The sequence below is a fragment of the Pseudomonas sp. NPDC087803 genome, assembly GCF_044742995.1.
Lineage (GTDB): Bacteria > Pseudomonadota > Gammaproteobacteria > Pseudomonadales > Pseudomonadaceae > Aquipseudomonas.
Window position 1 is genome coordinate 98,346 of sequence record NZ_JBIUVO010000011.1, and the last position, 12,789, is coordinate 111,134.

The 12,789-nt window shown below is 62.8% G+C and carries 10 protein-coding genes; 2 read left to right on the plus strand and 8 right to left on the minus strand.

What is annotated here, in order from left to right:
- The 4 genes from ACIOUG_RS09885 to ACIOUG_RS09900 form a co-directional block, all read right to left on the minus strand.
- A complete protein-coding gene (locus ACIOUG_RS09885) occupies positions 1–1,725 on the minus strand; it encodes a putative 2-aminoethylphosphonate ABC transporter permease subunit (RefSeq protein WP_401064805.1) in 1,725 nt (574 codons plus the stop codon).
- Positions 1,725–2,801: a putative 2-aminoethylphosphonate ABC transporter ATP-binding protein gene (locus tag ACIOUG_RS09890; protein WP_401064808.1), complete on the minus strand. Its 1,077-nt coding sequence runs from the start codon at positions 2,799–2,801 to the stop codon at positions 1,725–1,727. The genes ACIOUG_RS09885 and ACIOUG_RS09890 overlap by 1 nt, the downstream gene beginning before the upstream one ends.
- A 241-nt stretch (positions 2,802–3,042) precedes the next feature.
- Positions 3,043–3,906 carry a LysR family transcriptional regulator gene (locus ACIOUG_RS09895; RefSeq protein ID WP_401064824.1) on the minus strand — a complete coding sequence of 288 codons (864 nt, stop codon included), beginning with the start codon at positions 3,904–3,906 and terminating at the stop codon, positions 3,043–3,045.
- A gap of 16 nt (positions 3,907–3,922) precedes the next feature.
- Positions 3,923–6,178 (minus strand): heavy metal translocating P-type ATPase, encoded by a 2,256-nt coding sequence (locus ACIOUG_RS09900; protein WP_401064811.1) that lies wholly within the window; start codon positions 6,176–6,178, stop codon positions 3,923–3,925.
- Between the two features lie 85 nt (positions 6,179–6,263).
- Between ACIOUG_RS09900 and cadR the strand changes: the two genes are divergently transcribed.
- Positions 6,264–6,713, plus strand: a complete 450-nt coding sequence (gene cadR, locus ACIOUG_RS09905) for a Cd(II)/Pb(II)-responsive transcriptional regulator (RefSeq protein ID WP_007964189.1) — start codon at positions 6,264–6,266, stop codon at positions 6,711–6,713.
- A 149-nt stretch (positions 6,714–6,862) separates the two neighbouring features.
- Here cadR and ACIOUG_RS09910 read toward each other — a convergent pair whose 3' ends face one another.
- The 3 genes from ACIOUG_RS09910 to ACIOUG_RS09920 all read right to left on the minus strand — a co-directional run bounded on the left by ACIOUG_RS09910 (position 6,863) and on the right by ACIOUG_RS09920 (position 9,563).
- Positions 6,863–7,834 carry a thymidylate synthase gene (locus tag ACIOUG_RS09910; protein WP_027610539.1) on the minus strand — a complete coding sequence of 324 codons (972 nt, stop codon included), beginning with the start codon at positions 7,832–7,834 and terminating at the stop codon, positions 6,863–6,865.
- 50 nt (positions 7,835–7,884) lie between these two features.
- Positions 7,885–8,700: a prolipoprotein diacylglyceryl transferase gene (gene lgt / locus ACIOUG_RS09915; protein ID WP_007965581.1), complete on the minus strand. Its 816-nt coding sequence runs from the start codon at positions 8,698–8,700 to the stop codon at positions 7,885–7,887.
- Positions 8,701–8,780: 80 nt separating this feature from the next.
- Positions 8,781–9,563 carry a sulfite exporter TauE/SafE family protein gene (locus ACIOUG_RS09920; protein WP_401064813.1) on the minus strand — a complete coding sequence of 261 codons (783 nt, stop codon included), beginning with the start codon at positions 9,561–9,563 and terminating at the stop codon, positions 8,781–8,783.
- A gap of 130 nt (positions 9,564–9,693) precedes the next feature.
- On the opposite strand from ACIOUG_RS09920, the gene ACIOUG_RS09925 reads away from it, so the two are divergent.
- The gene (locus tag ACIOUG_RS09925; protein WP_401064816.1) at positions 9,694–10,440 is read left to right on the plus strand and encodes an NRDE family protein; all 747 of its coding nucleotides are present in this window, start codon (positions 9,694–9,696) and stop codon (positions 10,438–10,440) included.
- 159 nt (positions 10,441–10,599) lie between these two features.
- Here the strand turns inward: ACIOUG_RS09925 and ptsP are convergent.
- Positions 10,600–12,789: phosphoenolpyruvate--protein phosphotransferase (ptsP, locus tag ACIOUG_RS09930; protein ID WP_401064817.1), on the minus strand; the 2,190-nt coding region annotated here is incomplete at its 5' end.

The window sequence follows — 12,789 nt, forward strand, 5'->3', positions numbered from 1 at the left end:
TCAGTGGCCGGGCGCGGTTTGCCGCCAGGCCTGGGAACGGCGCAGCAAGCCGCGCGAAGCCCACGCCAGCAGCAAGGACACGCCTGCCGAGGTGAACAGAATCAGGCTCGACATCGCCGCCGCGCCGCCGACGTTGCCGGCGTCATCCATGTTCAGCACCGCGACCGCCGCGAGGATGGTGTCGGGGCTGTAGAGGAAGATCGCCGCCGACACCGTGGTCATCGCCGAGACGAACAGGTAGCGCACGATGTCCAGCAGCGCCGGCAGGCAGATCGGCACGGTGACGCGCAGGTAATGGCGGTACAGCGGCGCCTTGAGCGACAGCGCGGCGGCTTCGAACTCGGCGTCGAGCTGGCGCAGCGCGGTGGTCGCGGTCATTTGCGCGGTGGTCAGATAGTGCGCAATGGTGCAGACGATCATCAGGGTCATCGTGCCGTACAGCACGTGCAGCGGGTTGCCGCTGAGGTTGAAGAAGAAGACGTAACCCAGACCGAGCACCAGCCCCGGCACTGCCATCGGCACGAAACTGAGCATGCGCAGGGTCAGGTTGAGGCCGCGCTGGCTGCGGGTTTTCTCCATCAGGTAAGCGCCAGTGAAGATCAGCACGCTGCCGATCAGTGCCGTGCCCAGCGCCATCTTCAAGCTGTTGCCGTAGGCCAGCCAGCCACCGCCGGCGGTCTCGTTGAACTGGTAGTGATTGAGCGACAGCGACAGGTTGTACGGCCAGAACTTCACCAGCGAGGAAAACACCGCCATGCCGAACACCAGCAGCAACGCCGCGCTGATCAACAAAACAGTCGCCAGATAACAGCCATCACGCAATTTCGACGGCGCCGGTTTGAACACCTGCGCACGGCCGCTCATGGAATCACCATGCCGGCGGCGCAGCCAGGCATCGACGCCGAAGCTGAACAGCGCCGGCAGCAACAGCACCATGCCGATCAGCGCGCCGCGACCGAATTGTTGCTGGCCGACCACGGCTTTGTAGGCTTCCAGCGCCAGCACTTGATAGTCGCCACCGACCACCACGGGTACACCGAAATCGGTGATGGTCAGGGTGAACACCAGACAGAACGCGGCGAACACTGCCTGCCGGGTCGCCGGCCAGGTGATGCTGCGAAAAGCCTTGGCCGGACTGGCGCCCATGCTCGACGCGGCATCAAACAGCCGCGCGTCGGCCAGCGACAACGCCGACAGCAGAATCATCAGCGCATGCGGAAAGGTGTAAATCACCTCACCCAGCACAATGCCCCAGAACCCGTAGATGTTGTCCGAAAGCAGTCCACGCAACATGCCCTGGTTGCCGAACAGATAAACCAGTGCGATACCCGGCAGCATCGACGGCGCCATCAATGGCAGCAGGGAAATCCCGCGCCAGATGCCCTTGGCCGGAATCAGTGTGCGTTGCAGGGCGTAGGCGAACAGGTAGGCCAGCGGTACGACGATGGCCGCGACGCTGAGGGAAACTTTCAGGCTGTTGCCGAGCAGCCAGTGGAAATTCTCGCTGGTCACCAGCTCCTTGGCGGCGAGCCAGCCACCGCCCTGCCCGGCCTCGCTGCTGAAGCCGCGCCAGAAGATCGCCAGCAACGGTAGCAGCACAGCGACACCGAGCAGTAACAGCAGCAGGAGTTTGCCGCCGAGGACGAAGATCCGGTCACCGACCTCGGCCCCGGACACTCGCCGCGCCTGCTTGTGCGGTAGCGGCAGTGCGATGTTCGCGCTCATCAGGCAAACACCTGCAGGCTGCGCGGTGGCAAGGCGACCATGATCTGCTGGGCACCGAGGCGCGGCATGGCTTCCGGCGCCAGTTCAGCGAGCAGCGCGTGGCCCGGCAATTGGTCGAGTTCGAAGCTCATGCGGCAGCGATTGCCGAGAAAGGTGATCTCACGGACTTTCGCCGGGAACAGGTTTTCTTCGTGCACCAACGGATTGACGCTGATTGCTTCCGGACGGCAGAACAGTCGGCCCGAAGCGCCGCTGACGCTGCCATCGGCCAGACGCACATCCATCCCGCCGACCCGGGCGTGACTGGCGCTGCTGCGCTGGAACGGCAGCCAATTGCCCTGCCCGACGAACTCGGCCACAAACGGCGTGGCCGGGCGATTGTAGATTTCCTGCGGAGTGGCGTACTGCTCGACGCGGCCGTTGTTCATCACGGCGATGCGGTCGGCCATCAGCATGGCTTCGTCCTGATTGTGCGTGACCATCAGGGTGGTGATGCCGAGGTTGCGCTGCAGTTGGCGCAGCTCGGTGCACAGATGCTCGCGCACTCGGGCGTCCAGCGCCGACATCGGTTCATCGAGCAACAGCAGCGACGGCGCCGGGGCCAAGGCACGAGCCAGGGCGACACGCTGTTGCTGACCGCCGGACAACTGGCCCGGGAACTTTTTCTCACTGCCGGTGAGGCCGACCAGTTCCAGCATCTGCCCGACGCGGCGGCGCACTTCGTCACGACCACTGCCGGCGAGGCCGTAGGCAATGTTCGCTTCGACGGTCAGATTGGGGAACAGTGCGTAGGACTGGAACAGGATGCCGTAGTCCCGTGCCTGCGGCGCGAGGTGCGAAACATCGCGGTCGCCGAGGTACAACTCGCCGCTGTCCTGCTTCTCCAGCCCGGCGATGCAGCGCAGCAGCGTGGTCTTGCCACAGCCCGACGGACCGAGCAGGCATACCAGTTCACCGGCCGCGACATCGAGGGAGACGTTATCCAGTGCGGTGAACGCGCCGAAGCGCTTCTGCACGCCGCGCACTTTCATCGGCGCACCGGGGTTGATCAGGGCAGTTGCGATTGCAGGATTCATGGACAGACCTCATCAAGCTGATGGGGCCAATCCTAGAGTTGTAATGCGTCCGTCATGTGGCAGTGAGGCAAAAACGGCTGATAGTGGTATTCGGGGATTTTGGTTCAGATTTCAAGTCATGTGTTGCCTGGTCTGACGCCTTCGCGAGCAAGCCCGCTCCCACAGGGGATAGTGTTCACAACACAATTCCAATGTGGGAGCGGGCTTGCTCGCGAAGAGGCCGGCATGGGCACTGAAGAAATCAGGCCGGAGACATTTCCTGAGCCAACCCCAGAAACGCCGCCGGCAACCGTGCGCCTTTGCGCTCCTTGAGGCAATACAGATACTCGGGAATCTGCGGCGCATTCTCTATGGTCAGCACGCGCAATTGCGGATCGTGCGGCACTTCCTGGCGGGCAATGATGCTGATGCCGATATTGCGCAGCACCGCCTCACGGATCGACTCGCGGCTGCCGATCTCCAGCAACGGCCCGAAACTGACCCCGGCGCTTTCCAGCAACGCCTCGGTCAAACGGCGGGTGGTCGAGCCGGATTCGCGCATCAGCAAGGTATGCCCGGCCAGCGCGCTCAACGCCACATGCTCCTGCGCCGCCAGCGGATGGTTGCGATGCACCGCCAGCACCAGTGGATCGCTGCCGAGCACCCGGCGAATCAGCCGCGCATCCTCCAGCAACTGCGACGACGCCGCGACATCCACCCGGTAATCCTCCAGCGCTTCGAGCACCTGCTGCGAGTTGCCGATTTCCACCGACACTTCCACCTGCGGCAAGCGCTCGCGGAAGGTTTTCACCAGATCGAGTATGTAATACGGCGCGGTGGCAGCGATGCGCAGCGTGCCCTGCACCTGACCGCTGTTGCGCAGGAAGAACTCGATATCGGCCTCTTGCTGCAATAGCGCCTTGACCATCGGCAGCAACCGCGCGCCTTCGTCGCTGACACTCAGGCGCCGACCGCCACGGTAGAACAGCTCCACCGAGTACTGACTTTCCAGATTACGGATCTGCGTGGTCACGGTGGGTTGGCTGAGGCCGAGCTTTTTCGCCGCCAGCGTAATGCTGCCCAGGCGGGCGACCATATAAAACGCTTTCAGCTCGGCACTCAGCACAACCATCCCTCATCGTTTATTTGCGCAGCAGGCGCAAACCGTTGAACACCACCAGCAGGCTCACGCCCATGTCGGCGAATACCGCCATCCACATGGTGGCGAGTCCGGCGAAGGTTACCCCAAGAAAGATAGCCTTGATCACCAGCGCCAAGGCGATGTTCTGTTTCAAGATGCTCGCGGTGTCGCGCGACAGGCTGATGAACGCCGGGATTTTGCGCAGATCGTCGTCCATCAGGGCGACATCGGCGGTTTCAATCGCGGTGTCGGTACCGGCAGCCGCCATGGCGAAACCGATTTCGGCGCGGGCCAGTGCCGGCGCGTCGTTGATACCGTCGCCGACCATGCCCACCCGATGCCCTTGCTTGTACAGGTCTTCGATGGCCTGCAGCTTGTCGGTCGGCAGCAAGTCGCCCTTGGCCTGATCAATGCCGACCTGCGCGGCAATTGCCTGCGCGGTGTGCACGTTGTCACCGGTGAGCATCAGGGTTTTCACGCCCAGCGCATGCAACTGGCGGATCGCTTCGCGGCTGGATTCCTTGACCGTGTCGGCCACGGCGAACAGCGCCAGCGGGCCGGAACTGTCGAGCAGCAACACCACGGATTTGCCCTGCTTTTCCAGCGCAAACAGCTTTTCTTCCAGTTGCGGCGAGCACAGACCCAGCTCCTCAACTAGACGGTGGTTGCCCAGGTGATAGGTCTGGCCGTTGACCTCGCCCTTTACGCCACGCCCGGCCAGCGCTTCGAAGTTATCCACAATCAGCGCTGCGAAGTTTTTACCCACAGCCGCATTGGCGATGGCCAGCGACACCGGGTGATCGGAACGCCCGGCCAGCGCGGCGGCAATCGCCGGGGCTGTGGCGTCAGCGGTCGGGTCCAGCGACAGGTAATCGGTCTGCACCGGTTTACCGTGGGTGATGGTCCCGGTCTTGTCCAGCGCCAGATAGTCGAGCTTGAAGCCGCCCTCCAGATACACGCCACCCTTGACCAGAATGCCTTTACGCGCCGCTGCCGCGAGGCCGCTGACGATGGTCACCGGGGTGGAAATCACCAATGCACACGGACATGCCACCACCAACAGCACCAGTGCGCGATAGATCCAGTCGAACCAAGCCGCGCCCATGAACAACGGCGGGATGATCGCCACGGCCAAGGCCAGGACAAACACCACCGGGGTGTAGATTGTCGAGAACTGGTCGACAAAGCGCTGAGTCGGCGCCCGTGCACCCTGAGCCTGCTCGACGGCGTGGATGATCCGCGCCAGGGTCGAGTTGTTCGCCGCCGCAGTCACCGTGTACTCCAGCGAGCCGGCCTGGTTGATGGTGCCGGCGAAGACTTTGTCGCCAACGGTTTTCTCTACCGGCAGGCTTTCCCCGGTGATCGGCGCCTGATCGATGGTCGAGCTGCCGCTGACCACCTCGCCGTCCAGCGCGATGCGCTCGCCGGGTTTTACCCGCACGCGGGCGCCAAGTTCGACGCTTTTAACCTCTTTTTCGACCCAGCTGCCGTCAACTTGCTGCACCGTGGCCTGTTCCGGGGTCATCTGCATCAGACCGCTGATGGCGTTGCGCGCACGATCCAGCGAGCGCGCTTCGATCAACTCGGCCACGGTGAACAGGAACATCACCATCGCCGCTTCCGGCCATTGCCCGATCAACACCGCGCCAGTCACCGCGATGCTCATCAGCGCGTTGATGTTGAGGTTGCGGTTCTTCAGGGCGATCCAGCCCTTTTTATAGGTGGTCAGGCCACCGCTGAGGATCGACACCAGCGCAATGATCGCCACCACCCAGGTCGGCGCGGCGTTGGTGAAGTGGATCACTTCAGCCGCCAGCGCACCGACGCCGGACAGCGCCAGTGGCCACCAGTGTTTTTTCACCGGCGCCGGGGCCGGGGTTTCGACGCCCGCCTCCAAAAGCTCGGCGTGCATGCCCAGCGAGGTGATTGCCTCGGTGATCGGTGCGGTGTTCGGCAGGTTGTGGGTCACGCCGAGCACGCGGTTGATCAGGTTGAATTCCAACTGCTGCACCCCGGCCAGTTTGCCAAGCTTGTTCTGGATCAGCGTCTGCTCGGTCGGGCAGTCCATCGCTTCGATGCGGAAGCTGCTCAACCGGGCGTCAGCGCTGGTCTTTTCGCTCAGTTGCACACGCGCAGGCGCGGCGGCTTTCGACGCGCAGCAAGCATCGCCACCGTGGTCATGCTTATGCACAGGCTGCAATTTGTGGCTGTGGTCGTGTCCCGCGTGGGATTTGTGGTTGTGCTGGGAATCGCTCATTTGGTCGCGTCCATGAAGGTGCCTGTTGCCAAGTAAAGACCCTGTAGCCACTATAGGGTCAAGCACCCATTTGGAGATGGCCGTCATGAAGATCGGAGAACTGGCGAAACTCACCGACTGCGCCGTAGAAACCATCCGCTATTACGAGCGCGAAAACCTGCTGCCGGAGCCGGCGCGCAGCGACGGTAACTACCGCGTCTACACCCAGGCCCATGCCGAACGCCTGACCTTCATCCGCAACTGCCGCACCCTCGACATGACCCTCGAAGAAATCCGCAGCCTGCTGGCCATGCGTGACAGCCCGCAGGATCAATGTGCAAGCGTCAATACGCTGATCGACGAGCACATCCAGCACGTCAAGGCGCGGATCGATGGCTTGCTGGCGTTGCAGACGCAACTGCTCGACCTGCGCCAACGCTGTGGCGAAGGGCCGGGGGCGGATCAGTGCGGGATTTTGCAGCGGCTGGAGGTGAGTGGCGGGGTTGTCGCGACGGAAGTCGAACACTCCCACGTAGGCCGCAGCCACGGCCATTGAGCCGTACCCAAAACCCAATGTAGGAGCTGCCGCAGGCTGCGATCTTTTGATCCTATAAACAGCAAGATCAAAAGATCGCAGCCTTCGGCAGCTCCTACACAGGGCCGATCATTCCCCCCATCAAGGGGGAATGATCACTGCGGGATGGCTTAGACCGCCATCGGCGCGGTCATTGGCGCATGGTGCTCGTAGCCTTCCAGCGAGAAATCGCTCGGTTCCACCAGTTCCAGCCACTCCGGCTGATACACACCGGTCTTGGCAAACTCCGGCACGCGGTCGGAGATTTTCAGTTTCGGCATGGCGAACGGCTCGCGCTTGAGCTGTTCGTTGAGCATATCCAGGTGATTCTCGTAGACGTGCGCATCACCGATGAAATAGGTGAACCAGCGCGGCGTGTAGCCGGTCAGGCGCCCGATCAGGCTCAGCAGCGCGGCGCCTTCGGTGAGGTTGAACGGCGTGCCCAGACCCAGGTCGTTGGAGCGGATGTAGAGGGTCAGGGAGATCTCTTTGGTCTCGACGTTCGGGTGGAACTGGTACAGCAGATGGCATGGCGGCAAGGCCATTTCATCGAGCTGGGCGACGTTCCAGCCGTGGAACAGGATACGGCGGCTGCCCGGATCGTTGATGATCGTGTCGACGCACTGACGCACCTGGTCGATGGCTTTGTACAGCACCACGTAAGCCTGACCGTCTTCTTCGCCCTGGGCGATCTGCTTGTAGCCGTTGCTCAGGGTCTGTTCGATGGCGGCGGTGTTGCTCAGCGGGATCTGCTTGTACGCCGGCCATTTGCGCCATTGCACGCCGTAGATTTCGCCGAGGTCGTCTTCGCCCTGACGGAACGGGTTGGCCAGCCACTGCGCGTTTTCGTTGGCGTTCTGGTCCCAGACCTTGCAGCCCAGCGCACGGAATTCAGCGGCATTGTTCACGCCACGCAGAAAACCGCACATCTCACCGATGGCCGATTTGAAGGCCATCTTGCGGGTGGTGATCGCCGGAAAGCCTTCCTGCAGATCGAAACGCAGCATCGCACCCGGGAAGCTGATGGTGTTGATGCCGGTGCGGTTGGCCTGTTTGGTGCCGTTCTGGATGACGTGCGAGACCAGTTCGAGATATTGCTTCATGAGTTACCTGTGTCCTTTGAGCCCCGGCGTCGCGCGCCGGGGTTCGTAGTTTAAGCGGTCGGCGCGAGCGGCGCTGCCGGCGCACGACGATAGGCCAGCCAGATCAGGAACAGCCCGCCGACGATCATCGGCACGCACAGCACTTGACCCATGGTCAGCCAGTTCCAGGCCAGGTAGCCCAGTTGCGCGTCCGGTACGCGGACGAACTCGACGATGAAACGGAAGATGCCGTAAAACAGCGCGAACATGCCCGATACCGCCATGGTCGGACGCGGTTTACGCGAGAACAGCCACAGGATCAGGAACAGCGCCACGCCTTCGAGCGCGAACTGATACAGCTGCGACGGGTGACGCGGCAACTGTGCCGGATCGCTGAACGGCGGGAAGATCATCGCCCACGGCACGTCGGTCGGCTTGCCCCACAACTCGGCGTTGATGAAGTTGCCGATACGCCCGGCACCCAGACCGATCGGCACCATCGGCGCAACGAAGTCCATCAGCTGGAAGAAGGTCTTGCCGTTACGCTTGCCGAACCACAGCGCGGCGAGCATCACCCCGATGAAACCGCCGTGGAACGACATGCCGCCCTTCCACACTTCGAAAATCAGCGTCGGGTTGGCGATGTAGGCGCTCAGGTCATAGAACAGCACGTAACCCAGACGTCCACCGACAATCACCCCCATCGACAGCCAGAACACCAGGTCGGAAAGCTTCTCCTTGGTCCAGGTCGGGTCGAAACGGTTGAGCCGGCTCGAGGCCAGCAGCCATGCGCCGCCGATGCCGACGAGGTACATCAGGCCGTACCAGTGGATTTTCAGCGGACCGATGGCCAAGGCCACCGGGTCGATCTGCGGGTAAGGCAGCATTGCGACTCCTCGTTAGAGTTGAAACCAAAATTCCCGGGCGACGCTGCCACCTCAGGATTAAGCCAGGATTGCCAAATGTGTCAGAGCAGGAAATTCAAACCCACGCAGAACAGCAAAGCGGCGAACAGTCTTTTCAGCAAGCGCGGCGACAACCTGTGGGCCAATCGCGCGCCGAGACGGGCGAAGACCATGCTGGTCAGGGCGATGCCCAGCAGCGCCGGCAAATAAACAAAACCGAGACTATGCGGCGGCAACAACGAATCGTGCCAGCCCAGAATCATGAAACTTAATGCACTGACCAGGGCGATCGGCAGGCCACAGGCTGACGAGGTCGCCACGGCTTGCTGCATCGGCACGCTGCGCCAGGTCAGGAACGGTACGGTCAGCGAACCGCCGCCGACGCCAAAAATCGCCGACGCCCAACCGATCACGCTCCCCGCCACGGTCAGACCGAGTTTGCCGGGGACGGTTCGACTGGCATTGGGCTTGATGTCCAGCGCCAACTGCAACGAGATCACCAAGGCAAATACGCCGATGATCTTTTGCAGGTTCGGCCCGGAAATCGCCTCGGCCGTCAGCGCACCGAAACCGGCGCCGAGCAGTATGCCCACCGCCATCCACTTGAAGATCGGCCAGCGCACGGCGCCACGCCGGTGGTGTTCGCGCACGGCGTTGACCGAGGTGAAAATGATCGTCGCCAGCGACGTACCAACCGCCAGATGCGTAAGGATCGACTGATCGAAACCCTGCAAAGTAAAACTGAACACCAGCACCGGGACAATGATGATCCCGCCGCCCACCCCGAACAGCCCGGCCAGCACGCCCGCACAGGCGCCCAGCGCCAGATAGAGCAGAAATTCCACGGCCGTCTCCCCGACGCATCCCCAAAACCGGAGCGGCATGGTAACGGATGCATGCCCTTTGGCTCCACTTGCGATGGATGCACGGACGACGACTGCGTAGAGTGAGCAGAAAACACACAAGGACCACCTTATGTGCCTGATCGTTTTCGCCTGGCGCCCGGGCCATGCCCAGCCGCTGATCGTCGCGGCCAACCGTGACGAATTCTACGCCCGCCCGAGCCTGCCGCTGGCGCCATGGGCCGACGCGCCACACGTGCATGCCGGGCGCGATCTTGAAGCGGGCGGCACGTGGCTTGGAATCGGCGCCAACGGGCGCTTTGCCGCGCTGACCAATATCCGCGATCCGCACCAGCCACCGGCGCGCAAGTCGCGGGGCGAGCTGGTGGCGCGGTTTCTCACGGGCGATGCGTCGATTGATGATTATTTGAGCGATGTGGTCGCTCGCGCGCCGGAATACGCCGGGTTCAACCTGCTGCTGGGCAATGCCCATGAGCTGTGGCACTTCAATGCGCGGACGTCCGAGCCAGTGATGCTCGAACCGGGGGTTTACGGGCTATCGAATGCCGGGCTGGATACGCCGTGGCCGAAGTTGCTCAAGGCCAAGGCTGCGTTGAGTGCGGTGCTGGATGATCCACAGCCTGCGCATTTGCTGGATCTGCTGGGCGATGCGCAGACCGCAGCGTTTGCCGAACTGCCGGACACCGGGGTCGGGCTGGCCACCGAATCGCTGCTGTCGAGTGTGTTCATTGCCAGCCAGAGTTACGGCACGCGGGCGAGTACGGCGTTGATTGTGCAGGCGGATGGAACGCGGCGGATGGTCGAGCGCAGTTTCGGGCCGTATGGCGGGCATTTGGGCGAGGTGGAGATCAATACCTGAAAGTGAGCAACCATTGTGGCGAGGGAGCTTGCTCCCGCTCGGGTGCGAAGCAGCCGCAGTCCGGCCAATGCGATCTCTCAGGAGAATCTCATTGACCGGATTGGGAGCGCTCCGCACTCCAGCGGGAGCAAGCTCCCTCGCCACAGGGCCATCAGCCTTTTAAAGGGCCTTGTTGACCGCCGGCGGATTGATCTTCGACAGCCCGAGATTCTTCAGCGCCAGTTGCAGCGAGCTGTGGATCACTTGCGGGTTGTCGATGGTCATCAGCTCGGCCAGCAGATCCTTGGCCTTGCTCAGGTTGATCTGACGCAGCATCCACTTCACTTTCGGCAGGTTGGTGGCGTTCATCGACAGGCTGTCGAAGCCCATCGCCATCAACAGCACCGCTGCCGCCGGATCACCGGCCATTTCGCCGCAGATGCTCACCGGCTTGCCTTCGGCATGCGCGTCGCGCACCACGTTTTGCAAGGCTTGCAGCACTGCCGGGTGCAGGTAGTCGTAGAGGTCGGCCACTCGCGGGTTGTTGCGGTCGACGGCCAGCAGGTACTGGGTCAGGTCGTTGGAGCCGACCGACAGGAAGTCCACCTGCCGTGCCAGTTCCTTGGTCTGATACACCGCGGCCGGAATCTCGATCATCACCCCGATCGGCGGCATCGGCACGTCGGTGCCTTCGTCGCGCACTTCGCCCCAGGCCCGGTGGATCAGGTGCAGGGCTTCTTCGAGTTCGTGAGTGCCGGAGATCATCGGCAGCAGGATCCGCAGGTTGTTCAGGCCTTCGCTGGCCTTGAGCATCGCGCGGGTCTGCACCAGGAAGATTTCCGGGTGGTCGAGGGTCACGCGAATCCCGCGCCAGCCGAGGAACGGGTTGTCTTCCTTGATCGGGAAGTACGACAGCGATTTGTCACCGCCGATGTCCAGGCTGCGCATGGTCACCGGTTGCGGGTGAAACGCGGCGAGCTGTTCGCGGTAGATCGCCAGCTGTTCCTTTTCGCTCGGGAAGCGCTGGTTGATCATGAATGGCACTTCGGTGCGGTACAGGCCGACACCTTCGGCGCCACGCTTCTGCGCCCGCGCCACATCGGCCAGCAGGCCAGTGTTGACCCACAACGGCATGCGGTGGCCGTCGAGGGTCACGCACGGCAGATCGCGCAGGGTGTCGAGGCCCAGCGCCAGTTGCTTCTCTTCTTCGACCACCTCGGCGAACTGCTTGCGCAGCACATCGCTGGGGTTGGTGTAGACCTCGCCGCGGGTGCCATCGACGATCACTTCGATGCCATCGACCTTGGCGTACGGCAGGTCGACCAGGCCCATCACCGTCGGAATGCCCATGGCTCGCGCCAGAATCGCGACGTGCGAGTTACCCGAGCCGAGCACCGAAACCAGACCGACCAGCGTGCCTTCCGGCACCTCGCCGAGCATCGCCGGCGTCAGTTCTTCGCTGACCAGAATGGTTTTTTCCGGGTAGACCAGGTTCTGCTGACGCTCTTCCTGCAGATACGCCAGCAGGCGCCGACCGAGGTCTTTGACGTCCGACGCGCGCTCGCGCAGGTAGGCGTCGTCCATCAGTTCGAAACGGTTGACGTGATCGGTGACCACCTGACGCAGCGCGCCCTGGGCCCATTGGCCGGTCTTGATCACGGTGGTGACTTCGCTGCCCAGCGAGGCATCGTCGAGCATCATCAGGTAGACGTCGAACAGCGCGCGCTCTTCCGGGCGCAACTGGGTCGCGAGCTTGGCGGACAACGCGCGCATGTCGGCGCGCACGCCTTCGATGGCGGTCTTGAACAGCGCCAGTTCGGCGTCGATGTCGGTGATGGTTTTATCTGGCACGACGTCCAGATCCGCTGGCGGCAGCATGACCACTGCGGTGCCGACGGCCGCCCCCGGCGAGCCCGGTACGCCGACGAACTTGGCTTCCTGAATGCCCTTGCCCTGACGGCCCAGACCACGGATCGAACCGGTGGCCTCGGCGTGGGCGATAACCCCGGCGAGCTGCGCGCTCATGGTCACGAGGAAGGCTTCTTCACCTTCGTCGAACTGGCGACGTTCTTTCTGCTGGATGACCAACACGCCGACGACGCGGCGGTGGTGAATGATCGGCGCCCCGAGGAACGAGGCGTAGCGCTCCTCGCCGGTCTCGGCGAAGTAGCGGTAACGCGGGTGATCCGCGGCGTTTTCGAGGTTCAGGGGTTCTTCACGCGTGCCGACCAGACCCACCAGACCTTCGTTGGGTGCCATGCTGACCTTGCCGATCGAGCGCTTGTTCAAGCCCTCGGTGGCCATCAGGACGAAGCGGTTGGTCTCGGGATCAAGCAGGTAGACCGAGCAGACCTGGCTGCCCATGGCCTC

What these genes read in the sequence shown, in the direction of transcription:
- ACIOUG_RS09885 (WP_401064805.1), bottom strand. Translation starts at nt 1,725, where the DNA reads ATGAGCGCGAACATCGCACTGCCGCTACCGCACAAGCAGGCGCGGCGA.
- ACIOUG_RS09890 (WP_401064808.1), bottom strand. Translation starts at nt 2,801, where the DNA reads ATGAATCCTGCAATCGCAACTGCCCTGATCAACCCCGGTGCGCCGATG.
- ACIOUG_RS09900 (WP_401064811.1), bottom strand. Translation starts at nt 6,178, where the DNA reads ATGAGCGATTCCCAGCACAACCACAAATCCCACGCGGGACACGACCAC.
- cadR (WP_007964189.1), top strand. Translation starts at nt 6,264, where the DNA reads ATGAAGATCGGAGAACTGGCGAAACTCACCGACTGCGCCGTAGAAACC.
- ACIOUG_RS09910 (WP_027610539.1), bottom strand. Translation starts at nt 7,834, where the DNA reads ATGAAGCAATATCTCGAACTGGTCTCGCACGTCATCCAGAACGGCACC.
- lgt (WP_007965581.1), bottom strand. Translation starts at nt 8,700, where the DNA reads ATGCTGCCTTACCCGCAGATCGACCCGGTGGCCTTGGCCATCGGTCCG.
- ACIOUG_RS09925 (WP_401064816.1), top strand. Translation starts at nt 9,694, where the DNA reads ATGTGCCTGATCGTTTTCGCCTGGCGCCCGGGCCATGCCCAGCCGCTG.